Origin of the sequence: Mesorhizobium sp. M0244 (assembly GCF_040321795.1) — a bacterium.
Lineage (GTDB): Bacteria > Pseudomonadota > Alphaproteobacteria > Rhizobiales > Rhizobiaceae > Mesorhizobium.
The window spans coordinates 38,115-60,137 of record NZ_JAMYSE010000028.1 but is presented as its reverse complement, the minus strand read 5'-3'; the positions used below and the strand labels follow the sequence as shown (position 1 = coordinate 60,137).

17 protein-coding genes are annotated in these 22,023 nt (G+C 64.1%); 8 read left to right on the top strand and 9 right to left on the bottom strand.

Translation table 11 applies throughout. The features are described from left to right. Nucleotide 1 precedes the first annotated feature (1 nt). The 5 genes from NKJ08_RS18395 to NKJ08_RS18375 are packed head-to-tail and all read left to right on the top strand — an operon-like array spanning nt 2 to nt 4,958. A complete protein-coding gene (locus tag NKJ08_RS18395; RefSeq protein ID WP_352782543.1) occupies nt 2-826 on the top strand; it encodes an ABC transporter ATP-binding protein in 825 nt (274 codons plus the stop codon). Further along, the gene (locus NKJ08_RS18390) at nt 813-1,664 is read left to right on the top strand and encodes an ABC transporter permease (protein ID WP_352528115.1); all 852 of its coding nucleotides are present in this window, start codon (nt 813-815) and stop codon (nt 1,662-1,664) included. Before NKJ08_RS18395 ends, NKJ08_RS18390 begins: the two co-directional genes overlap by 14 nt. After that, on the top strand, nt 1,661-2,983 hold the full coding sequence (locus NKJ08_RS18385) for a cytosine deaminase (RefSeq protein ID WP_352779770.1): 1,323 nt from the start codon (nt 1,661-1,663) through the stop codon (nt 2,981-2,983). Before NKJ08_RS18390 ends, NKJ08_RS18385 begins: the two co-directional genes overlap by 4 nt. Next, a complete protein-coding gene (locus NKJ08_RS18380; RefSeq protein WP_502895994.1) occupies nt 2,980-4,380 on the top strand; it encodes an FAD-binding oxidoreductase in 1,401 nt (466 codons plus the stop codon). Before NKJ08_RS18385 ends, NKJ08_RS18380 begins: the two co-directional genes overlap by 4 nt. After that, the gene (locus NKJ08_RS18375; protein ID WP_352528119.1) at nt 4,377-4,958 is read left to right on the top strand and encodes an NAD(P)H-dependent oxidoreductase; all 582 of its coding nucleotides are present in this window, start codon (nt 4,377-4,379) and stop codon (nt 4,956-4,958) included. The genes NKJ08_RS18380 and NKJ08_RS18375 overlap by 4 nt, the downstream gene beginning before the upstream one ends. Nucleotides 4,959-5,122: 164 nt before the next feature. On the opposite strand, the gene NKJ08_RS18370 is transcribed toward NKJ08_RS18375, so the two are convergent. Genes NKJ08_RS18370 through NKJ08_RS18350 form a run of 5 tightly spaced genes read right to left on the bottom strand, consistent with a single transcriptional unit; the run spans nt 5,123 to nt 12,711 of the window. Further along, nucleotides 5,123-7,582, bottom strand: a complete 2,460-nt coding sequence (locus tag NKJ08_RS18370) for a GcvT family protein (protein WP_352528121.1) — start codon at nt 7,580-7,582, stop codon at nt 5,123-5,125. After that, on the bottom strand, nt 7,579-8,760 hold the full coding sequence (locus tag NKJ08_RS18365; RefSeq protein WP_352782540.1) for a pyridoxal phosphate-dependent aminotransferase: 1,182 nt from the start codon (nt 8,758-8,760) through the stop codon (nt 7,579-7,581). Before NKJ08_RS18365 ends, NKJ08_RS18370 begins: the two co-directional genes overlap by 4 nt. Beyond that, nucleotides 8,760-9,659, bottom strand: a complete 900-nt coding sequence (locus tag NKJ08_RS18360; RefSeq protein ID WP_352528125.1) for a homocysteine S-methyltransferase family protein — start codon at nt 9,657-9,659, stop codon at nt 8,760-8,762. The genes NKJ08_RS18365 and NKJ08_RS18360 overlap by 1 nt, the downstream gene beginning before the upstream one ends. After that, nucleotides 9,656-12,109 carry a GcvT family protein gene (locus NKJ08_RS18355; protein WP_352782538.1) on the bottom strand — a complete coding sequence of 818 codons (2,454 nt, stop codon included), beginning with the start codon at nt 12,107-12,109 and terminating at the stop codon, nt 9,656-9,658. The genes NKJ08_RS18360 and NKJ08_RS18355 overlap by 4 nt, the downstream gene beginning before the upstream one ends. Nucleotides 12,110-12,123: 14 nt before the next feature. After that, nucleotides 12,124-12,711 carry a helix-turn-helix domain-containing protein gene (locus NKJ08_RS18350; protein ID WP_352782536.1) on the bottom strand — a complete coding sequence of 196 codons (588 nt, stop codon included), beginning with the start codon at nt 12,709-12,711 and terminating at the stop codon, nt 12,124-12,126. Nucleotides 12,712-12,989: 278 nt separating this feature from the next. On the opposite strand from NKJ08_RS18350, the gene NKJ08_RS18345 reads away from it, so the two are divergent. Further along, nucleotides 12,990-13,688, top strand: a complete 699-nt coding sequence (locus NKJ08_RS18345; protein ID WP_352782534.1) for a nitroreductase — start codon at nt 12,990-12,992, stop codon at nt 13,686-13,688. Nucleotides 13,689-13,711: 23 nt separating this feature from the next. On the opposite strand, the gene NKJ08_RS18340 is transcribed toward NKJ08_RS18345, so the two are convergent. The 4 genes from NKJ08_RS18340 to NKJ08_RS18325 are packed head-to-tail and all read right to left on the bottom strand — an operon-like array spanning nt 13,712 to nt 18,849. Beyond that, a complete protein-coding gene (locus NKJ08_RS18340; RefSeq protein ID WP_352528133.1) occupies nt 13,712-14,299 on the bottom strand; it encodes a sarcosine oxidase subunit gamma in 588 nt (195 codons plus the stop codon). After that, nucleotides 14,292-17,285 carry a sarcosine oxidase subunit alpha gene (locus NKJ08_RS18335; protein ID WP_352782532.1) on the bottom strand — a complete coding sequence of 998 codons (2,994 nt, stop codon included), beginning with the start codon at nt 17,283-17,285 and terminating at the stop codon, nt 14,292-14,294. The genes NKJ08_RS18340 and NKJ08_RS18335 overlap by 8 nt, the downstream gene beginning before the upstream one ends. Further along, nucleotides 17,282-17,578: a sarcosine oxidase subunit delta gene (locus NKJ08_RS18330; RefSeq protein WP_352528137.1), complete on the bottom strand. Its 297-nt coding sequence runs from the start codon at nt 17,576-17,578 to the stop codon at nt 17,282-17,284. Before NKJ08_RS18330 ends, NKJ08_RS18335 begins: the two co-directional genes overlap by 4 nt. Nucleotides 17,579-17,589: 11 nt before the next feature. Continuing rightward, complete coding sequence (locus NKJ08_RS18325; RefSeq protein WP_352528139.1) at nt 17,590-18,849, bottom strand: sarcosine oxidase subunit beta; 1,260 nt, start codon at nt 18,847-18,849, stop codon at nt 17,590-17,592. Nucleotides 18,850-19,044: 195 nt separating this feature from the next. Between NKJ08_RS18325 and NKJ08_RS18320 the strand changes: the two genes are divergently transcribed. Continuing rightward, a complete protein-coding gene (locus NKJ08_RS18320; RefSeq protein ID WP_352779781.1) occupies nt 19,045-21,534 on the top strand; it encodes a mechanosensitive ion channel domain-containing protein in 2,490 nt (829 codons plus the stop codon). Nucleotides 21,535-21,690: 156 nt separating this feature from the next. After that, nucleotides 21,691-21,954, top strand: coding sequence for a hypothetical protein (locus NKJ08_RS18315; protein WP_352528143.1), 264 nt, complete (start codon nt 21,691-21,693; stop codon nt 21,952-21,954). Nucleotides 21,955-22,023: the final 69 nt, after the last annotated feature.

The following is a 22,023-nucleotide window of genomic DNA, read 5'->3' as shown; positions in this document are numbered from 1 at the left end:
CGTGAAGCTGGAGAAAGTGGCGCAACAGCCGGGAAGTGTATCGGGGCCGACGCTGTTGGCGCTGCGCGGCGTCGGCAAGATCTTTTCCAACGGCGTCGCCGCGCTCAGCAATGTCGAGCTGACGATCCGGGAAGGCGATTTCCTCAGCCTGCTCGGACCGTCGGGCTGCGGCAAATCGACGGCGCTGCGGCTGATTGCCGGCCTGTCGACGCCGACCTCCGGTGTGCTCGACTGGCGCGGCAGCGGCACCTTCGACCGTTCGAATATCGGCTTCGTCTTCCAGGAGCCGACGCTGCTGCCATGGGCCGATGTCTTCGACAATGTCTGGCTGCCGCTGCGGTTGAAGGGTGTGTCGCGGGCCAAGGCGGCGCCGGCGGTAATGGAGATGCTGGCGCGGGTCCACCTGACCGGCTTCGAGAATGCCGTGCCGCGCGAACTGTCGGGCGGCATGAAGATGCGCGTCTCGATCGCCCGCGCCATGGTGACCAAACCGCGCATTCTGCTGATGGACGAGCCGTTCGCGGCACTCGACGAGATCACCCGCTTCAAGCTCAACAACGATCTGCTGGAGCTATGGCAGGATGAGCGTTTTACCGTCGTCTTCGTCACCCACAGCGTCTTCGAAAGCGTTTTCCTCTCCAACCGCGTCGTCGTCATGGCCGCACGGCCGGGCCGGGTGTTTGCCGAGCTTGGTGTCGATGCGCCCTATCCACGCGACGAGGCGTTTCGCACCTCGCCCGATTATGCCGCGCTCTGCCGCCAGGCATCCGACGTGCTGATCGGCGCCATCAACTCAACTGTCGGACCGCATCATGACGGCCATTGAACAACAAGTCCTGGCGCTCGACTCGGAGGAGGCGCGCCGCCTCCGTCAGGAGCGCTTCGAGCGCATCGGCAGATGGCTACTGCCGCTGGCGATCATGATCCTGGCGATCTGGCTGTGGGACCGCATCTGCGTCTGGAACGATATCCCGAAATACATCCTGCCGCGCCCCGGCGTGGTGCTGCAGACGCTGCATGACGATGCCGGGCTGCTGTTCTCCTCGCTGCTGGTGACGCTTAAGATCACATTCTTCAGCCTGCTTCTCGCCGTAGTCGGCGGCGTCGGGCTGGCGGTGCTGTTCGCGCAGTCGAAATGGGTGGAGATGTCGTTCTTTCCGTTCGCCATCGTGCTGCAGGTGACGCCGATCGTCGCGATTTTTCCGCTGATCAATATCTATGTCAACGATCAGACAACAAAGCTGCTGCTTTGCGCCTGGATCGTCGCCTTCTTCCCGATCCTCTCCAACACCACGCTCGGCCTCAACTCCGTCGACCGCAATCTGCGCGATTTGTTCAAGCTCAACGGTGCGACCCGCTGGCAGCAATTGCGCTATCTGCGGCTGCCGGCGGCAATGCCTTATTTCCTCGGCGGGCTGAAGATCGCCGGCGGCCTGTCGCTGATCGGCGCGGTGGTGGCAGAGTTCGTCGCCGGCGCCACCGGCCAGTCGTCTGGCCTCGCCTCACGCATCATCGAGGCCGGCTACCGGCTCAACGCGCCAAGGCTGTTCGCGGCGCTGATTCTAATCTCGCTCACCGGCATTCTGATCTTCCTGGTGCTGTCGCTGATCTCGCATCTCGTTTTGCGGCGCTGGCACGAAAGCGCGCTGAAACAGGAGCGATGACGGTGCCGCAAGCCAGCAGCATTCCCCAGGGCGGTTCGTATGTCCTCACCAACGTCCGGCTTCACGCCTCCCTGACGCCGGGGCTTGCGGCTGCCTTCGACGCCGACGGTCTTGCACTCGCCGATATCGCTATCGCGGAGGGCAGGATTTCCAGCATTGCGGCGCATCGCCAGTCCAGAACACCTGCGGACGCCCTCGATCTCGCCGGCCGCATCGTCATGCCGTGCTTCGTCGACTGCCACACCCATATCGATAAGGGCCATATCTGGCCTCGAAAACCCAATCCCGACGGCACTTTCATGGGTGCATTGAACGCGACCGGCGCCGATCGCGCGGCGCGTTGGAGCGCCGACGACGTCGCCCGTCGCATGGATTTCTCGCTGCGCTCGGCCTATGCGCACGGCACCAGGGCGCTGCGCACCCATCTCGACAGCGTTGCTCCGCAGGAAGAGATCTCCTGGCCGGTGTTCGAGACGATGCGGGAGAAATGGCGCGGCCGCATCGAGTTGCAGGCGGCCTGCCTGCTCGGCATCGAGGGCGTGCGCGACAGGAAATGGTTCGAGAGGCTGGCCAAACGGGTGGCTGGTGCCAAGGGAGTGCTCGGCGTCGTCACCTATATGGTGCCGGATCTCGAAGAACTGCTCGACCAGGTGTTTGCGCAGGCGATCAAGCATGGCCTCGACCTCGATTTCCATGCCGACGAGACCGACGATGTCTCGGCGATCTCGCTGAAGAAGATCGCCGAAGCAGCCCTCTGGAACGGCTTTGAGGGAAAAATCATGGTCGGCCATTGCTGCTCGCTGGCACGCCAGCCCGATCTCGACGTGCTCGACACGCTGGACAAGGTCGCCAAGGCCGGCCTGGCGGTGGTGTCGCTGCCGATGTGCAATCTTTATCTGCAGGACCGGCGCGGCGACAAGACGACGCCACGCTGGCGCGGGGTGACGCTGCTGCACGAGATGAAGGCGCGCGGCATTGCCGTCGCCGTCGCTTCCGACAATACGCGCGACCCGTTCTATGCCTATGGTGATCTCGACATGCTGGAGGTCTACCGCATGGCGACACGTATCCTGCATCTCGACCATCCGGTGGCCGACTGGCCGCAAGCGGTGACCGCGACACCGGCCAAGGTGATGCGGCTCGACGGCTTCGGCACGCTTGCCGCCGGCGGGCCGGCCGATTTCGTCGTCTTCAGGGGGCGAAGCTGGACGGAATTGCTGTCGCGGCCCGAATCGGATCGCATCGTCGTGCGCGGCGGGCAAGCGATCGAACGCCAGCTGCCCGATTATGCCGAACTCGATGATTTGATGGTGGAATGATGGATATTGCCGGGCTGAAGCGCGACCTGGACGGTTTGAGGATCGACGACCATCCGGCGATCGTCCAGCAGAAGAGCCGTGACTTCTACTGGTATAGCCCGGTGCTGAAGCAGCAGCTCGAGCACGTCACCGGCGACCTGATCGTGACGCCGAAAACGGAAGATGAGGTCGTCCGCGTGCTCGCCGCCTGCCACCGACATGGTGTGCCGGTGACGCCGCGCGGCAGCGGCACCGGCAATTATGGGCAGGCGATGCCCCTGTCCGGCGGCGTCGTGCTCAACCTTGCCGAAATGAACGCGGTCAAGACGATCGCGCCGGGCCGCGTGGTGACCGGACCGGGTGCGGTTCTGGCCGACATCGACAAAGCGACGCGGGCGCATTCCGGCCAGGAGCTCCGCATGTCGCCGTCAACCTACAACACCGCGTCGATTGGTGGCTTCGTTGCCGGCGGCTCGGGCGGCGTCGGTTCGATCCGCTGGGGCGGCTTGCGCGACCTCGGCAACGTCATACGGCTGAGGACCGTGACGATGGAGGCGGAGCCGCGTGTCATGGAGCTCACCGGCGAGGACGTGCTGAAGGTGATGCACGCCTACGGCACCAACGGCATCATCACCGAAGTCGAGATGCCGCTGACCGCCAGCTATGACTGGATCGACGTTATCGTCGGCTTCGACGATTTCATGGATGCAGCCGGCTTCGGCAATGATCTCGCCGTCCAGGACGGCATCCTGGCGAAACTGATCACGCCAATCGCCGCGCCGATCCCCTACGATTATTTCAAACGGCACCAAAGGTTTTTCCGGCGCGGCCAAAGCATTGTCGTCCTGATGATCGCGCCGCCTGCGATGGATGCCTTCCTCGCCTTCACGGCGCGCAGCAAGGGCGAGATCGTCTTTCGTGCCGACAAGGAGGCCGATCTCAAGGGGCTGCCGCCGGCCTATGAACTGACCTGGAACCACACGACGCTGCGCGCCATCCGGGTCGATCCGACGATCACCTATCTGCAGACCCGCTACCCGTCGCCGGACCACCTCGGCCACGTCAAAGCGATGGTCGACCGCTTCGGCGACGAGGTGCCGGCGCATCTCGAATTCATCCGCTTTGACGGCGCCATCGGCATTGCCGGGCTGCCGCTGGTCCGTTTCACCACGGCGGAGCGCCTCGACGAGATCATCCGGATCCACGAGGACAATGGCTGCTGGATTTTCAACCCGCACCGCTACACGCTGGAAGAGGGCGGCATGAAGCGGACGGACGAGGTGCAGCTCGCCTTCAAGCGCGAGACCGACCCGCAAGGGCTGCTCAATCCCGGCAAGATGATCGCCTGGGAGAATCCGGACTACGATTATCGCTCGGGCAAGTCGTTCCTGTTCAAGGGGCTGGAGAAGGCGGGTTGAACGTCCTCGTCCTCTATGCTCATCCTGTGGAGACCAGCTTCAACGCCGATCTGCACCGGACGATCGTCGAGCGGCTGAAGGCGGCCGGCCATGTGGTCGACGATTGCGATCTCTATGCCGAGGGTTTCGATCCCAGGCTGACGCGGGCCGAACGGCTGTCCTATCACGACGCGCGCAGTGCCGGCGATCCGGCGGCGCCTTATGTCGAGCGCCTGTTGCGGGCCGAGGCGCTGGTGCTGTCGTTTCCGGTGTGGAACTTCGGCTATCCGGCCATTCTGAAAGGCTTTTTCGATCGCGTCTTCCTACCTGGCGTGTCGTTCAAGCTGGTCGACGGCAAGGTGCAGCCGTCGCTGCACAATATTCGCAAGATGGTGGCGGTCACCACCTATGGCGGCAGCCGATTCCGCGCCATGCTGATGGGCGACCCGCCGCGCAAGCTGGTCAATCGGGTGCTGCGCGCCACCATCAAGCCTGGCGGGTCGGTCTCCTATCTCGCGCATTATTCAATGAACCTGTCGACCGATGAGAAACGGGCGAGGTTCATCGCGAAGGTCGCGGCCAAGATGGACGCGTTCTGACGCGGGGGACTGAGCCGCGTGATCAGCGTCCTTCTCCCCGTTTACGGGGAGAAGATGCCGGCAGGCAGATGAGGGGCAGCGCAAGCTTTCCGGACCCTGGCGCCGCCCCTCATCCGGCCCTTCGGGCCACCTTCTCCCCGTAAACGGGGAGAAGGAAGAAGAGCTTACATCCGCACCCGTTCCGACCTGGGATCGTACATCGGCTTGAGCGAGGCCTCGGCGGCGAAGCGCTCGCCGGCGATCTCGATTTCGTAGGACGACGCCAGCACATCCGCCTCGCTCTCGCCTTGGCAGGGCACGTAGCCAAGCCCGATCGCGCCGCCGAGATGATGGCCGTAATTGCCCGAGGTGATCGGGCCGACGATCGTGCCGTCGCGCAGGATCGCCTCATTGTGGAAGAGCAGGGGCTCGGGGTCGTTCAGGCGGAACTGCACCAGGCGGCGTGACAGGCCGGTTTCTTTCTTCTTCAGCACCGCATCGCGGCCGAGAAAGTCGCCCTTGGCCGTTTTCACTGCGAAGCCGAGGCCGGCCTCCAGCACATTGTCCTCGTCGGTGATGTCGTGGCCAAAATGCCGAAACGCTTTTTCGATGCGACAGGAATCCAGCGTGTGCAGGCCGCAGAGCTTCAGGCCGACATCGGTGCCGGCCTCTTCTATCGCCTCGAAGACATGGGCAGCCTGGTCGGTCGAGACATAAAGCTCCCAGCCGAGTTCGCCGACATAGGTAACGCGGTGGGCGCGGGCCAGGCCCATGCCTATTTCGATCTCCTGAAACGTTCCGAACGGGTTGTTCTCGTTTGAGAAATCGTTGGGGCTGACCTTTTGAATCAGCTGTCTCGAATCCGGTCCCATCAGGCAAAGCACGGCTTCGGCAGCGGTCACATCGGTGATGACGACGAACTCGTCGGCAAGGTGTTTTCTCAGCCAGGCCAGGTCGCGCTGCAGCGTGGCACCGGGCACGACGAGGAAGAAGGCGGTTTCGGACAGCCGCGAGACGGTGAGATCGCTCTCGATGCCACCGCGCTGGTTGAGCATCTGGGTGTAGACGATCTTGCCCGGCGCCACGTCCATGTCGTTGGCGCAGAGCCTTTGCAGGAAAGCGCAGGCGTCGCGGCCTTCGACGCGGATCTTGCCGAATGAGGTCATGTCGAACAGGCCGACGCCGTTCCTGACCGCTAGATGTTCCTCGTGCTGGTTGTCGAACCAGTTCTGCCGTTTCCACGAATAGCGGTATTCGCGCTCCTGGCCCTCGCGCGCAAACCAGTTGGCGCGCTCCCAGCCGGCGACCTCGCCGAACACGGCGCCGCGCGCCTTCAGGTGTTCGTGCAGCGGCGAACGCCGCACGTTTCGCGACGTTGCCATCTGCCGGTAGGGAAAATGATCGGCATAGAGCAGGCCGAGCGTTTCGGAGACGCGCTCCTTGAGATAGCGGCGGTTCTTCTGGAACGGCTGGGCGCGGCGGATGTCGACCTCCCAGAGGTCGAACGGCGCTTCGCCGTCATTGATCCATTGCGCCAGCGCCATGCCGGCGCCGCCGGAGGAGACGATGCCGATCGAATTGTAGCCGGTCGCCATCCAGTAGCCGGAAAGCTCCGGCGCCTCGCCGAGATAGTAGCGGTCGTCCGGGGTGAAGCTTTCGGGGCCGTTGAAGAAGGTGTGGATGCCGGCGGTTGCCAGCATCGGCATGCGGTTGACGCCCATTTCGAGGATCGGCTCGAAATGATCCATGGCCTCGGGCAACTGGTCGAAGCAGAAATCCTCGCTTATGCCGTTCATGCCCCAGGGCTTGGCCACCGGCTCGAAGGCGCCGAGCATCATCTTGCCGGCATCTTCCTTGTAGTAGGCGCACTCATCCGGCACGCGCAGCACCGGCAGGCGGGAGAGCCCGGGGATCGGTTCCGTCACGAGGTAAAAATGTTCGCAGGCATGCAGCGGGATGGTGACGCCGTTCTGGGCGCCAAGTTCGCGCGCCCACATGCCGGCGCAGTTGACGACGATGTCGGCCTCGATCACGCCTTGCTCGCCGCCTTGCGCCCAGGACACGCCGGTGACGCGGCCGGCCCTGGTATGGACCTTGGTGACCTTCACATTCTCGACGATCGTCGCACCCCGCTGGCGCGCCCCCTTGGCCAGTGCCATGGCGATGTTGGCCGGGTCGCACTGGCCGTCGAGCGGCAGATGCACGGCGCCGACCACATCGGATACATTGAGATGCGGATACATCTCCTTGACTTCATCAGGCGAAATCTCGCGCACGTCGACATCGAAGGCGCGGGCGAGAGACGCCTGCCGATAGATCTCGTGCTTGCGCTCCTCGGTCAGCGCCACGGTGATCGAGCCGACCTGGCGCATGCCGGTGCCGACATCGGTCTCTGCCTCGAGCTTGACGTAGAGATCGGCCGAGTATTTCGCCAGTCGCGTCATGTTCTGCGAGCCGCGCAGCTGGCCGATCAGGCCGGCGGCGTGCCATGTCGTGCCCGATGTCAGCTGTTTGCGCTCGAGCAGGACGATGTCGGTCCAGCCGAGCTTGGCCAGATGATAGGCGACCGAGCAGCCGGAGACGCCGCCGCCGATGATGACCGCCCTTGCCTTGGTGGGGATGGTTTTGGCGGGCAGGGTGGTCATGCGGCCTCGCGGCGATAGCTGGAAGCGAAGCGGCGCAAGCGCGTGGCAGCTTCCATCAGCACCGGCTCAGGCTGGCAGAGGCTGACGCGGATATGGCCGGCGGCGGCCTCGCCGAAGCTCGAGCCGGGCATGACGCCGACCTTTTCCTGGTCGAGGAAAGCCCAGGCGAATTTCTCGTCGTCCGGCTCGATGGCGGATATATCAAGCATGACATACATACCGCCTTCTGAACCGCGCACGGTGACGTTGTTCATGCCGCGCATGGCATCGAGAACGACGGTGCGCCGCGCGGCATAGCGTTCGGCGATCTCCTTGACGCCGTAGCCGTTTTCCAGCGCCTCGGCGCAGGCGAGGCTGATGAAGGCAGGCAGGCCGTAGGTCATCACCAGATTGAGGTCGGTCAGCAGCGAGATCATCTGTTCGGGTCCGGTCAGCCAGCCCATGCGCCAGCCGGTCATGCCGTGGCTCTTGGACATCGAATTGATGACCAGAGTGCGTTCGGCCATGCCAGGCAATGAGCGCGGCGAAATGTGCTCGCCGCCGCCCAGCGTCCAGTAGACCTCGTCCGACAGCAGCCAGAGGTCATGCTCGCGGCAGATCTGCGCCAGTTCTTCCAGGCGCTCTCGCGAATAGACGGCACCCGTCGGGTTGTTCGGCGTGTTGATGAGGATGGCGCGGGTGTTCGGCCGAAGGCTCGCGCGAATGTCGGCGGCGCGCGGCTGGAAGCTGTCCTCGGCGGGTGTCTCGACGACGGTGAACTCGGCGCCCGCCGCGCTGAAGGTGTTGGGGTAGGTGGCGTAATAGGGCGCGACGACGATGGCATGGTCGCCCTGGTCGAGAACGGCCTGCACCGCCGCGTAGAGCGCTGCCTGCCCGCCCGGCGTGGCGATGACCTGGTCGGGGCTGGTCGCAACCCCGGTGCAGAGCGTCGAGGCCGCCGCCATCGCCTTGCGCAGGCGCGGAACGCCGGCAAGCGGGGTGTAGTGGTGGTTGCTGGCGCGAACCGCCGTCACGCAGGCTTCGATCGTTTCGCTCGACGTATCGAAATCATGGTCGCCGACCGACAGCATGATGATGTCCTCGCCGGCCTGCTTGCGCGCCCAGGCAGCGGAATGAACCTCCCAGCCATCCTTGTCCGAAGGCACGATGCCGGAAATGCGCGATGATGGCCTGGGCATTACGCTACTCCCGAAATTTCATAACCGGCCTGTTTGAGCTGGTCGCGCAAGGCGGCGATGTGGGCGGGTCCGACTTCGCAGCAGCCGCCGACGATGTCGGCGCCGGCCTCGACCCAGCCCATCGCCTGATCGCCATAGGCCTCCGGATCAAGATCGTGGCGCGCATGCAGCACGTGGACGGTGCCGCCATGCTTGAGCGCCTCGACCGAGGTGAAGCCGTTGGCATAGGCGCCGACCGGGCCGCCAAGCGCGACCAGTTCGGGCAGGGCAGCGCTGACCGCTTCAGGCCGGCAGCAATTGATCAGTCTAGCTGCAACCGGCAGGCCGTCGAGAGCGCCCGACGCCGCCGCAATGGTTTCGCCGCTGCGCAGGCGTGGCGCGCCGTGGTCGGCGAGCGTCCACGACACCCAGACCGGCTTGCCGCTTTCCGATGCCGCGGTGACGGCCGCGCGCGCCTCTTCGGCCGACGCCATGGTTTCGCACAGAAACAGATCGACGCCGTCCGCCTGCTCGGCAACGATGCGGCGATAGATGTCGAGCGTCTCCTGGAAGGAGATGGTCAGCGCTGGCGCATAGCTGCCGAACAGGGGCGACAGGCAGCCGGCGATGGCCGCGTCGCCGGCCTGGTCGCGGGCTTGCCTTGCAAGCTCGACGCCGCGCTTCTGCAACGGCTTGAACAGCTCTTCGGCACCCTCGCGCGCCAGCCGCTCGGGCGTTGCGGAATAGGTGTTGATGGTGATGACGCGGGCGCCGGCGCGGATGAATTCCGCATGCAGGTCCCGCACCAGATCCGGTTCGTCGATCAACACCCTGGCCGACCATAGCGGCGTCGGCTCGGAGCTGCTGCGACGGACCAGCTCTTGGCCCATGCCGCCATCGGTGAGGATGACTTTCTTCATGCTCTGAGCCTCTCGTTCTTTGGATCCCATAACGGCTCATCCTTCTGCACGACCGCCTTGAACCGCTCGCCGAAGATCTCGACCTCTATAGCCGTTCCCGGCTCGGTGAGGTCGGCGCGCAGCATGCCGAGCGCGATCGACTGGTCGACGCGATGACCCCAGCCGCCGGATGTCGTCTCGCCGACGATCCGACCGTCATGCCACAGCGTCGACATATAGGGCGCGTCGCAATCGCCGGGATTTTCGATGACCAGCGTGACGAAACGTTTCTCGACGCCCTGCTGCTTCTCGTTCTGCAGCGCCGTCTTGCCGCGGAAGTCGGGCTTGTCCCATCTGACGAAGCGCTCCAGCCCGCCCTGCAGGATCGAATAGTCGGTCGACAGGTCGCCCTTCCAGGTACGGTAGCCTTTTTCGAGCCGCAGCGAATCCAGCGCGTACATGCCGAACGGCTTCAGGCTGTGCTTCTGCCCTGCCGCCCAGACGGCGTCGAAGATGGCGGCGGTATCGTTGATCTTGCTGTGGATTTCCCAGCCGAGCTCGCCGGCGAAGGACACCCGCACCAGCTTTGCCCAGCGGCCAGCGATCGATGTCTCTTGATGGGTCAGCCATGGCAGAGTGAGGTCGGCCGCGCAGAGTTCGGCAAGGATGTCTCGCGAGTTGGGGCCGGCGAGGATCTGGGTCGAATACTCCTCTGTCCGGTCGGTCAACTTGAACGTCGCGTCCTTTGGCATGCGCGATTTCAGCCATTCGAAATCATGCCATTGCGCCACCGCGGCGGTGATCAGCGTCATCAGGTCTTCGTCGTGACGGACGACCGACATTTCGGTGACGATGCGGCCCTTGTCGTCGGCAAAATAGACGAGGCCGATGCGGCCGGGTTTCGGCACCAGGCCGGTGGCCTGCCGGCTGAGCCACTCGGCGGCACCTGGACCATCGAGATTGAAGCGGGAAAAACCCGGCAGGTCCAAAATGCCGGCGGCATCGCGGACGGCGAGGCATTCTTCGCGCACGCGATGCTGCCACGGCCCGTCGCGGCGGAAGGTCAGCGTGGATTCTTCAGAGACATCGTCGCCTGCCTGTGCATACCAGGTGGCGCGTTCCCAGCCATTATAGGCGTCGAAGCAGGCGCCGAGCGCCTTGATGCGGCCGTGGAGCGGCGACAGCTTGCGGTCGCGCCCAGCCGGCCAGGCATGGCGCGGGAACTGGATGGCGTATTCGTTGCCGTAAATCTCCATGCCCTTGGCAACGCAATAGTCCGGGGCCGAGGCGAAGGCGGTGAAACGGCGCGGATCGCAGGACCACATGTCCCAATCGGTCTGGCCCTCGGTCACCCACTCGGCCAGCACCTTGCCGGCGCCGCCGCTCTGGGCGATGCCGAAGGTGAAGACGCAGGCCTCGAAGGCGTTCGGCACGCCGGGCATCGGCCCGATCAGCGGGTTGCCGTCCGGCGCATAGGGGATCGGCCCGTTGATGACTTTGGACAGGCCGGCGGTGGCGAGGATCGGCACGCGGGCGACGGCATCGGCCAGATAGTGCTCCAGCCGGTCGAGATCGTCGGGAAACAGCTGGAACGAGAAATCGTCGGGCATCGGGTCGTTGTGGCCGACCCAATGGGCGCGGCAATTGCGCTCATAGGGGCCGAGATTCATGCCGTTCTTTTCCTGGCGGAGATAGTAGGACGTGTCGACGTCGCGCAGCAGCGGCAGCTTCTTGCCCTGTCCCTTCGACCACGCGGCCAGTTCGGGGATTTCCTCAAACAGGATATATTGATGGCTCATCACCATCATCGGCACCTCGCGGCCGAACATCCTGCCGACTTCGGCGGCGCGGTAGCCGGCGGCGTTGACGACGATCTCGCAGCGGATCTCGCCTTGCGGCGTCTCGACCACCCACTCGTCGTTCTCGCGGCGCACGCCGGTGACCGGACAGAAGCGGATGATTTTCGCGCCCATGTCACGCGCGCCCTTGGCCAGCGCCTGGGTCAGCTGCGCCGGATCGATGTCGCCGTCGCTCGGATCGTACAGCGCGCCTTTCAGCTCATGCGTCTCGATGAAGGGGTAACGGCGCTTGATCTCGTCTGGGCCGACCACGTCGATGTCCATGCCCTGGTAGCGGCCCATGCCCTTGGCGCGCTGGAATTCCTGCATGCGCTCGGTGCTATGGGCCAGCCTGAGCGAGCCGGTGACGTGGTAGTTCATGGGATAGCCGACCTCGTCGGCCAGCCGGCGATAGAGCTCGGTCGAATAGCGCTGCATGTTCATCAGCGACCATGATGAGGAGAAGGTCGGCACGTTGCCGGCGGCATGCCAGGTCGAGCCGGAGGTCAGCTCGTTCTTCTCCAGAAGCACGCAGTCGGTCCAGCCCGCTTTGGCGAGATGGTAGAGCGAGGAGGCGCCGACGGCACCGCCTCCGATGATCACCACGCGTGCCGTGGTCGGCAAACCGGCCATATTCTTCTCCCAGATCAATAGACAGGCGGCGAAACCACCCAGATGACCACAGCCGGTTCCGCTCCAGGATTGCGCCAGCGGAACGGCTTGCCGTCGAAGCGGAAGGAGTCGCCTTCGCCGAGCCGGTGCCAGACGCCAGCAATTTCGATATCGAAGCTGCCGGAAGCGACGTAGCCGGCTTCCTCGGTCGGCCGGCGCGCCTCGGTGTTCAGCTCGGCACCCGGCGCGAAGACCGAACGCAGCATCTCGAAGCTACCGCCGAGATCGGGCGACAGCAGCTCCTCCACCAGGCCGGAATCGCTTGTGCCAAGCACGCGCCGGCTGCCGGCGCGCACGACCACGCCGCGTTCGGTCTCGACGGGCACGTCATGGCTGAAGAACAGGCTGACCGGCACGCCGAACAATTCAGCAAAGGCCCTGAGATCGCCGAGCGACGGGATCGACAGGCCGCGCTCGACCTGGCTGACCCAGCCGACCGAACGGCCGAGCTTCAGCCCGATTTCGGCAAGCGTCAGGCCGCGCGCCTTACGCAACTCGCGAATGTCTCCGGCCAGCAGCCGTTCGCCGTTGTCCTGTTCCGATCTGGCGGCGGTCGAGGGCAAATTTATTCTCTTGATGAAAAATTCCAGACAAATTTCATGTGACGGCAGGTTCATGAAAAAATCAAGAGGAATTTCATGAACCCAGAAGATTTACTTGCGCCATTTTGACGGTTCGGGCAAAGGCTCGGCGCACGAGCGGTGAGTGGGGGGGTCCGGTCGAGGCGGATAGGGTATCGGGCGTTCAAAAAAAGACGCGCAAGGATGCTCCATCACTTCTAGTCGGCGCATGATCCTTTCCGGAATGCCGGTTTTCGAGATCCTGCGCAAAGGGACGGCCTATGCTGGAAAACAACTCCCGGATTGCGACGGCGATCGTCGATGACGCGATCACCTCGCGCCGGTCGGTACGCGCTTTCCTGCCCGATATGGTCGACGACGACACCATCCGCGATATTCTTGCCATTGCTGCGCGCGCGCCTTCAGGCACCAACATGCAACCCTGGCGGGTCTATGTGACCAAGGGCGAAATCAAGCAGCGCATCACCGACGCCATCCTCAGCTCGGGCATCCGCGCCGAAAAGGCGGAGTGGGACGAATATCGCTACTATCCCGACCAGTTCTTCGAACCCTATCTGACGCGGCGGCGGGCCAACGGCTTCGGTCTCTACGGCGTGCTCGGCATCGGCCGGCGCGAGGTCGACAGGATGCGCGCGCAGCACGACCGCAACTTCGTCTTCTTCGATGCGCCGGTCGGCATGATCTTCACCATCGACCGGCGGCTGAACAAGGGGTCGTGGATCGACTACGGCATGTTCCTGCAGAACATCATGATCGCGGCGCGGGGCAGGGGCCTGCACACCTGTCCGCAGGCTGCTTTCGCGCCCTATCACCGGCAGATCAGGCCGGTGCTCAACATCCCCGACGAGGAGATCGTCGTCTGCGGCATGGCGCTCGGCCATGAAGACACGTCCAAGCCCGAAAATGCCTTCCGCACCGACCGCGCGCCGCCGGAAGAGTGGGTGACGTTCGCCAGATAAAGTGACGACGCGCCTTCTCGGGTCTACTGTACTTCGTAGCCGACTTCTTCGCTGGCGTGGCAGAGCGCCTTCCAGAACGAGCGGGCAAACGAGCGAAACACATAGATGTCGAACTGATCGGTGTCGGTGCGCTGGATCTGGGCGAAGACGTCGTGATGCACGGTCGAGCGGCCGGCGCCGATCGGGAAGGCCGGCAGCGCGAAGTCGATGGCGAAGAATTTTGCTAAAACCCACTCGGCCTTCGGCCCGGCGATGCGGATTGCGGTGCGGCCATGCGAAAGGTCGGTCACCGTACCGATGGCCGGAGTGATGACATTGGCAAAGGCCGATGCCAATCCCTCGGCTTCATCGACCATTGTGAACTTTCCCGGCGCAAAGCCGAACACCGACCTAACGCCGTCCGTGACACCGCCGCCGGCGCCGTCGGGCAAAGTCAGGCCGGTGACCGCATGGATGCCGGCCATCAACGTCTTCTCCTCGCCGGGCCAAGCTGCGAGCTGCAGGATCGAACCCGGCCTGGTTTCGGAGAGGATGATTTCGACACCGTGCTCGAAATTGCCATGCGAGCCTGGATGCAGCATCGGCTCAAGCGGTGATTGGCGCTCAACCATGCATGCGGCTCCCGTCCGGATCGAAGAAGTGGTTGGAGACGATCTCGACCGGCCCGAACCGGTTGCGCAACGGGTCGGAGACATAGGCGCGCGAACCGTGCCGCGCCTTGCCGCCCTTGACCAGGGCAAGTGCGATATATTTGCCGAGAGCCGGCGAATAGCAGCAGGCGGTGATGTGGCCAAGCGAGCCGTGCGGATTGGCTTCGTCAAGCTCCTCGACGATGTGCGCGCCGCCGTTGAGCGGCTGGTTATCGAGCGAAACAAGGCCGACGAGTTCCAGGCGGTCGGGCGCGATCAGCCCCTCGCGGTCCATCATCGCCGAACCGATGAACGGCTTCTTCTTCGACAGCATCCAGTCGAGATGCAGGTCGCGCGCCGTGGTGCGGCCGTCGATCTCGGCGCCGGTGACGTGGCCTTTCTCGATGCGCATGGTGCCCAGCGCCTCCAGGCCGTAGGTCACCAGTCCGAACGGCTTGCCGGCCTCGATCAGCGCCTCCCAGACATGCGAGCCGTAACCGGCGCCGCAATAGACCTCGAAGGCCATCTCGCCGGAGAATGATAGTCGGCAGATCATCACCGGCACGCCAGCAATCTCGCCGTGCACGATGCCCATGAAGGGCAGGGCAGCATTGTCGACGGCGGTGCCGGTGACGCAAGCGGCCAATATCTGCCTTGCCTTCGGCCCGCCGATGGCGGCACCGGCCCATTGATCGGTCACCGAGGTGACGTGGACCTTCAGCTCCGGCCAGATCACGTCGAGGAAATACTCCAGATGCTGCATCACCTTGCCGGCATTGGCGGTGGTGGTTGTCATCAGGAAATCCTGCTCGCCGAGACGCCACGTGGTGCCGTCGTCGAAAGCGAGGCCGTCCTCGCGCAGCATCAGCCCGTAGCGGGCCTTGCCGACGGCCAGCGTCGAAAACATGTTGGTGTAGACGCGGTCGAGGAATTCCGCCGCGTCCGGGCCTTGCACGGCGATCTTGCCAAGCGTCGAGACATCGACGATGCCGGCGCTCTCGCGCGTCGCTCTGGCCTCGCGCACATAGGCCTGCTCGATCGTCTCGCCAGGATGGCCGTAGATCATCGGCCGATACCAGAGGCCGGCCGAATACATGGTGGCGCCGTTGGCGACGTGCCAGTCATGCATCGGCGTCAGCCGCTCGGGCCTCAGATCGCCGAAGCGTTCGGCGGCAAGCGAACCGATCGATACCGCCGAAAAGGGCGGGCGAAAGCGGGTCGTGCCGACCTCCGGGATCGGCTTGCCCAGCGCCTCGGCCATGATAGCGAGGCCGGGTATGTTGGAGCTCTTGCCCTGGTCGGTCGCCATGCCGAGCGTGGTATAGCGCTTCAGATGCTCGACCGAGACGAAGCCTTCGCGATGAGCAAGCCGCACGTCCTCCGCCGTCACGTCATGCTGGAAGTCGACGAAGCTCTTGCCCTTGGCCTTGATCTCGAACACTGGCGCCGGATCGGGATCGCCAGGTGCTGCCTCGACGGCAGGCAAGGCCGCCGGCGTGGCGGTTGCGCCCGCAGCGGAAAGGCCGGCGGCGCGGCCTTCGGCGATCGCCTCGGCGGTGGAGAAACTTCCGGTGAGGGCGCCGGCGCCGATCCATTGCCGTGTTGGCTTTGGCGGCAGGAAGGCTTGTCTCGCGGCGTTCCATTCCGCCTTGGCGCCGGCCTGGCTGGCCAGATGGATGGTCGGTGACCAGCCGCCAGACATCAGCAGGCAGTCGGCGTGGATACTGCGCGCGTCGCCGGAAAGCGCGCCATTGGCCATGTCGAAGCGCTGCACCTTGAAGCCGGAAAGCGCCTTGCCGCCCTCGGTGGCGATCACCGCGTGGCCGGAAAAGATCTCGGCCTCGGCCTCGCCGGCGAGCTTGCGCATCTCGCTCGAAAGCTCCGGGCGCACGTCGACGATGGCGACCACCACGGCACCGGCTTTCTTCTGCGCAAGTGCCGCGCGATAGGCGCTGTCATTGTTGGTGAACAGCGCGATCCTGTCGCCCGGCAGCACGCCATATTCATTGGCATAGCGCTCTGCCGCATGCGCCAGCATCACGCCTGGCCGATCATTACCCGGAAATACCAGCGGACGCTCCAGGGAGCCGGTGGCCAGCACCACCGATTTGGCGCGGATCGCCCAGTAGCGATGGCGTGGCTCGCCCTTGCCGGGCGTTTCCTTGTGGTCGGTGACGCGTTCGAGCGCGGCCAGCGTGTTGCCGTCGTAATAGCCCCACACCGTGGTACGGGGCAGCAGGCGGACATTGTCACGGCCTTCGAGCTGGCCCGCGGCCCGCGCCGCCCAGTCCGCCCCTGGCATGCCGTCGATCGTCTCGCCCGACCAGTTGGCGGAGCCGCCGAAATGCGGCTCGAGCTCGGCAAGGATGACGCGAGCGCCCTGATCGGCGGCCGCCCTGGCGGCCATCAGCCCGGCCGGGCCGGAGCCGACCACCAGCACATCGCAAAATGCGTTCATGCGTTCGTAGCGCGCCGTATCGGCAGCGATGCCCGCCTTGCCCAAGCCGGCGGCACGGCGGATGAAATGCTCGCAAAACATCCAGAAGCGCGTGCCTTTCAGTGGACCGATCACTGGTCCCATGAAGGTCTTGTAGTAAAAGCCGGCCGACAGCAGCTTGCCGCCGAGCTGGTTGATGGCGTTGACGTCCCAGGCAAGCGAGGGGAAGCGGTTCTGGCTGACCGCCGTCAGTCCGTCATAGATTTCGACCATGGTGGCGGGGATGTTCGGCTCGCGAACCTCGCCCCTCAACACGGTCACCAGCGCGTTCGGCTCCTCGACGCCTGATGTCAGCACGCCGCGTGGGCGGTGATATTTGAACGAACGCCCGAACAGGGTGACGCCGTTGGCCAGCAGCGCCGAAGCCAGTGTGTCGCCGGCATTGCCGGTATAGGGCGCGCCGTCGAAAGTGAAACGGATGGTCCGCAGCCGGTCGATGCGGCCGCCGGCCTCGGTGCGGCGCGGACTCATGACTTGTCCTCAGCCCTGTGCCGCGCCACCGAGCTGTGGTCGCCGCGCGCGAAGGCGGTGCTGGAAATCTCGTGCGTCAGCGTGTTGCGCACTAGCCTGAGATGGGCGCGGCAGCCGCCGGAATGCTGCCAGATCTCATTGTGGTCGCCGGCCGGGTTCAGCCGGTCGTAGACGTAGGCGTTCCAGGCGTCGAGGTTTTGCGAGGCGGGCTGTGGGCGCTGGCGGTTGCCGTCACCCTGATAGGTGAACTCGATGACGTCGCGCGGGCCGCAATAGGGGCAGGTGATGAGCATGGATCTCTAACCTAATGCAGCCGGGGCGTGGCGCCCTGGCCCTTGTCGTCGATCACCAGGCCCCGGTAGAAGCGGTCGAGCGTGAAAGCCGCGTTGAGATCGTGCGGCTCGTCCTTGGCGATGGTCCAGGCAAAGCACCAACCGGAAGCCGGCGTCGCCTTGAAGCCGCCATAGCACCAGCCGCAATTGAGATACATGCCCGGCAACGGGCCGGTGGTGATGATTGGTGAGCCGTCCATCGACATGTCGCAGACGCCGCCCCACGAGCGCAGCATGCGGACGCGGGCGAGCCCCGGGAACAGCGCCAGCATCTCGCTCATCACCTCGTCAACGATCGGCAGGCTGCCGCGCTGGGCGTAGCTGTTGTAGCCGTCGAGGTCGCCGCCATAGACAAGGCCGCCCTTGTCCGACTGCGACATGTAGAAATGGCCCATGCCGAAGGTCAGGATCGTGTTGATGAACGGTTTTAGCGATTCCGTAACGAAGGCCTGCAGTACATGGCTCTCGATCGGCATTGTCTCGATGCCGGCGAGCTGCATGACCCGCCCGGTGCTGCCGGCCACCGCGACCGCCACCTTCCTGGCGCGGATTTCGCCGCGCGTCGTCGTGACGCCGGTGATGCGGTCGCCGTCGCGCAGGAAGCCGGTGACCTCGCAGTTTTCGATGATGTCGACGCCGCGGCGGTCAGCGCCGCGCGCATAGCCCCAGGCGACTGCATCGTGGCGAGCGGTACCGGCGCGCCGCTGCATCAGGCCGCCGACGATCGGGAAGCGCGCCGTGGCCGAGACGTCCAGTGCCGGCACCAGGCGCGCGATCTCCGCCGTGGTCATCAGTTCGGCGTCGACGCCGAGATGGCGCATGGCGTTTCCGCGCCGGGCATAGTCGTCGAGCTGGGCAGGTGTGTGGGCGAGGTTCAGGCAGCCGCGCTGCGAGAACATGACGTTGTAGTTGAGGTCATGCGACAGGTTCTCCCATAGCTTCATCGAATGTTCGTAGAAGCGCGTGTTGGCCGGCAGGAGGTAGTTGGAACGGACCGCCGTGGTGTTGCGGCCGACATTGCCGGAACCGAGCCAGCCCTTCTCCAGCACCGCGACATTGGTGATGCCGTGCTCCTTGGCGAGATAGTAAGCGGTCGACAGGCCATGGCCGCCGCCGCCGATGACGATCACGTCGTAGGACGCCTTCGGGTCGGGCTTGCGCCAGGCCGGCTTCCAGTCCTTGTTTCCGGTCAGCGCGTTCTTGAGAAGCGAAAAGGCCGAATATTCCGCCATTCTTATTGTCATCCATTTCAGGCTTTGCGGCAGACTATAGAGCAGGCTGCCAACGCAAAGCCAAGATTGCGCCATCGCTTTTCGACAGGCCGACTTCGAAACGGGCCGTCAGGGACGGCTTGCCCCAAGATATGACGGTCTTTATCAAGAGCAGGCCTTTAGAACGCCTTACCGCCCGTGAGTCGCCAGACAATCATGCTTTTCCGACTGCTCCGTTTCGTTCTGGTCCTGGCGCTTGTCGCCACGGCGCCGCTTTCGTTGCGAGCGGTGGCGCAAGGACTTGGCCAGGCGCCCGCGGGACTAGTCAGCGATCAGCAGAAGATTCTCCAGGACCTGACGACAAAGACCGATAATCTCGAAAAGAAGATCCAGCAGGACGGCGACGACGACGCCAGCCTTGTCGATATTCGCCTGCAGCTGGAAGAAATGTCGCGTGCCTCGCTGAACAGCGCGCTCGCTTTCCGGCCGCGGCTGAGCGAGATCAACAGCCGGCTCGAGCAGCTTGGCCCGCCGCCGGCCGCGGGCCAGCCGGCCGAGCCCGATATCGTGACCAGCGAACGCCAGGCGCTGGCCTCGGAAAAGGCCGAGATCAATGCTGTCATCGCCACGGCGCAAACCCTGTCGATCCGCATCAGCGGACTGATCGAGAAGATCGGCAATATGCGCAGCGAGCTGTTCCGCAATCAGCTCACCAAGCGCTACGTGCTGTCCGATGCATTGAGCCCCGAGGTCATTTCCGATGCCAATGACGAATTTACCAGTTTCTACAAGGCGGTGTCGTCCTGGCTGAGCTTCGCCTTCAAGTTCAAGTTCCAGGCCATTCTTGCCGCGACCTTGATGGCGCTTGCGCTGGCTGCTGTGCTTTTTGTCGGTGGGCGGCGCCTGTTCGGCCGCGTCTTCGAAGCCGATCCTTCCGTCGAGGATCCCTCCTATCTCAGCCGTCTGTCGGTGGCGTTCTGGTCGACATTGCTGCCGACGCTGGCGGTTGGCGTCTTCCTTGTCTCGACTATCTTCTTCTTCAATTACTACAACGTCTTGCGCGGCGACATCGGCATCTTCCTGAATGCGCTGGTTGCCGTCATCGCGGTGGTGTTTTGCGTCAACCGGCTGACCAATGCGGCGCTGGAGCCGCGACTGCCGAACTGGCGTCTGATCCCGGTCGAAACCGGCCCGGCGCGCTGGCTGGCGCGGCTGACGACCGCCATGGCCGTCGCCATCGGCATCAACTATTTCCTGTCGGTCGTCAACGACAAGATGGGCTCGCCGCTATCGCTGACCATCGCCAGAAGCTTTATCGCCACCATCATGGTGGGCGTCATCCTGATCCTGATGGGCCTGCTGAAGCCGTTCAAGGCTGCCGACGGGAGCTGGCGCCCGTGGCCGGCATGGCTGCGCTACACCGCCTTCGCGCTAGGGCTATTCACTATCGCGTCGGCGCTGCTCGGCTATATCGGCCTTGCCATTTTCGTGTCGGTCCAGGTCGTGGTCACCGGCACGATCCTGGTCACTGCCTATATCGGCTTCCTGTCGGCGCGGGCGATCGGCGAGGAAGGCGGCTTCGCCAATAGCTCGATCGGCCGCTGGCTATCGACCAATTCAAGCTATGAAGAGACCGCGCTCGACCAGCTCGGGCTGGTCGTCAGCGCTGCCATCAACATCATGATCGTGCTGGTGTTCCTGCCGCTGATCCTGTTGATGTGGGGCTTCCAGCCCGGTGACATCCAGGCCTGGGCCTACAAGCTGGCGACGGGCCTCACCATCGGCTCGGTGACGATCTCGGTCACCGGCATCCTTTCTGGCGTCGTCGTCTTCGTTATCGGCTATTTCCTGACGCGCTGGTTCCAGGGCTGGCTCGACGGTTCGGTGATGGCGCGCGGTCGGGTCGACACCGGCGTGCGCAATTCGATCCGGCTTGCGGTCGGCTATGCCGGCGTCGCGGTCGCGGCACTGGTCGGCATCTCGGCGGCCGGTATCGACCTCTCCAATCTCGCGCTGGTCGCCGGCGCGCTGTCTCTCGGCATCGGCTTCGGTTTGCAGAATGTCGTCTCCAACTTCGTCTCGGGCCTGATCCTTTTGGCCGAGCGGCCGTTCAAGGTCGGCGACTGGATCGTCGCCGGCGACATCAGCGGCACGGTCAAGAAGATTAGCGTGCGCGCCACCGAGATCGAGACGTTCCAGCGGCAATCGGTGATCCTGCCCAATTCAAACCTGATCAACAATGCGGTCGGCAACTGGACGCACCGCAACAAGCTCGGTCGCATCGACATCAAGGTCGGCGTTGCCTATGGCAGCGACGTCAAGCACGTGCATGCCGTCCTGTTGGAGATCGCGCGCGGCCATCCGCTGGTACTGAAAAATCCCGAACCCTTCGTGCTGTTCACAAATTTCGGGCCGGCCGCGCTCGAATTTGAAATCCGTGTCTTCCTGGCTGACGTTTTGAACGGCAACGTCGTGCAGAACGACATCCGCTTCGCCATCTTCGATGTATTCGACAGCGAGCATATCGAAATTCCGTCGACGCCGCGCGCCGTCGTCGAGACCAAGAAGCATGAGGCGTGGCCGATCGACGACGACAAGATCGAGGCCGAATTCGCCGAGCGGGAGCAAGTGAAGGCCTTGGCTGCGGCTGAGGCGAAACGTCTCGCTAAATCGGGGCGCAAGGTGCGGAAACCCGATCCTGACTAGCTGTTTGGAGCTTGCCTTCAAGCCTTCGGAAACCAATTGCGGCATGAATGCGGCATTCAGTTGCCGTTCAGCTTGCATTGCATATAAGCTCACATGCAAACGGCGAGAATGCCTTGCGAAATGCAACAGAGGCGGTGGCAACACCGATACTGCAAAATGTGGAAGTCTCTCGTCGCCGCCATCGCTTTTCTGGCTTTGGGCGGTTCGGCCCATGCCGCCAGCGCGGTCAACAAGGACGCCGAGACCCGCACGCTGATCGTGACGGAAGGCGGCGGCAAGACCGAGCTGGCGCTGGCCGCCGGCGAAACCGTGGAATTCTGCCCGAGCGGCTGCTTCGTCACCTTGCCGAATGGCGACCTCGAAGCGCTGACCGGTTCGGAAACGATCGAGATCTCGGGCGGCGTCGCCCGCATCAAGTAAAGTAGGCGCCATGATCTTCGAAGGCCGGGCAAATGCCCGGCCTTTTATTTGCTTCCGGTAATCGCCACT

What these genes read in the sequence shown, in the direction of transcription:
- NKJ08_RS18390 (WP_352528115.1), top strand. Translation starts at nt 813, where the DNA reads ATGACGGCCATTGAACAACAAGTCCTGGCGCTCGACTCGGAGGAGGCG.
- NKJ08_RS18385 (WP_352779770.1), top strand. Translation starts at nt 1,661, where the DNA reads ATGACGGTGCCGCAAGCCAGCAGCATTCCCCAGGGCGGTTCGTATGTC.
- NKJ08_RS18380 (WP_502895994.1), top strand. Translation starts at nt 2,980, where the DNA reads ATGATGGATATTGCCGGGCTGAAGCGCGACCTGGACGGTTTGAGGATC.
- NKJ08_RS18370 (WP_352528121.1), bottom strand. Translation starts at nt 7,582, where the DNA reads ATGACCACCCTGCCCGCCAAAACCATCCCCACCAAGGCAAGGGCGGTC.
- NKJ08_RS18365 (WP_352782540.1), bottom strand. Translation starts at nt 8,760, where the DNA reads ATGCCCAGGCCATCATCGCGCATTTCCGGCATCGTGCCTTCGGACAAG.
- NKJ08_RS18360 (WP_352528125.1), bottom strand. Translation starts at nt 9,659, where the DNA reads ATGAAGAAAGTCATCCTCACCGATGGCGGCATGGGCCAAGAGCTGGTC.
- NKJ08_RS18355 (WP_352782538.1), bottom strand. Translation starts at nt 12,109, where the DNA reads ATGGCCGGTTTGCCGACCACGGCACGCGTGGTGATCATCGGAGGCGGT.
- NKJ08_RS18345 (WP_352782534.1), top strand. Translation starts at nt 12,990, where the DNA reads ATGCTGGAAAACAACTCCCGGATTGCGACGGCGATCGTCGATGACGCG.
- NKJ08_RS18340 (WP_352528133.1), bottom strand. Translation starts at nt 14,299, where the DNA reads ATGGTTGAGCGCCAATCACCGCTTGAGCCGATGCTGCATCCAGGCTCG.
- NKJ08_RS18335 (WP_352782532.1), bottom strand. Translation starts at nt 17,285, where the DNA reads ATGAGTCCGCGCCGCACCGAGGCCGGCGGCCGCATCGACCGGCTGCGG.
- NKJ08_RS18330 (WP_352528137.1), bottom strand. Translation starts at nt 17,578, where the DNA reads ATGCTCATCACCTGCCCCTATTGCGGCCCGCGCGACGTCATCGAGTTC.
- NKJ08_RS18325 (WP_352528139.1), bottom strand. Translation starts at nt 18,849, where the DNA reads ATGGCGGAATATTCGGCCTTTTCGCTTCTCAAGAACGCGCTGACCGGA.
- NKJ08_RS18320 (WP_352779781.1), top strand. Translation starts at nt 19,045, where the DNA reads ATGCTTTTCCGACTGCTCCGTTTCGTTCTGGTCCTGGCGCTTGTCGCC.
- NKJ08_RS18315 (WP_352528143.1), top strand. Translation starts at nt 21,691, where the DNA reads ATGTGGAAGTCTCTCGTCGCCGCCATCGCTTTTCTGGCTTTGGGCGGT.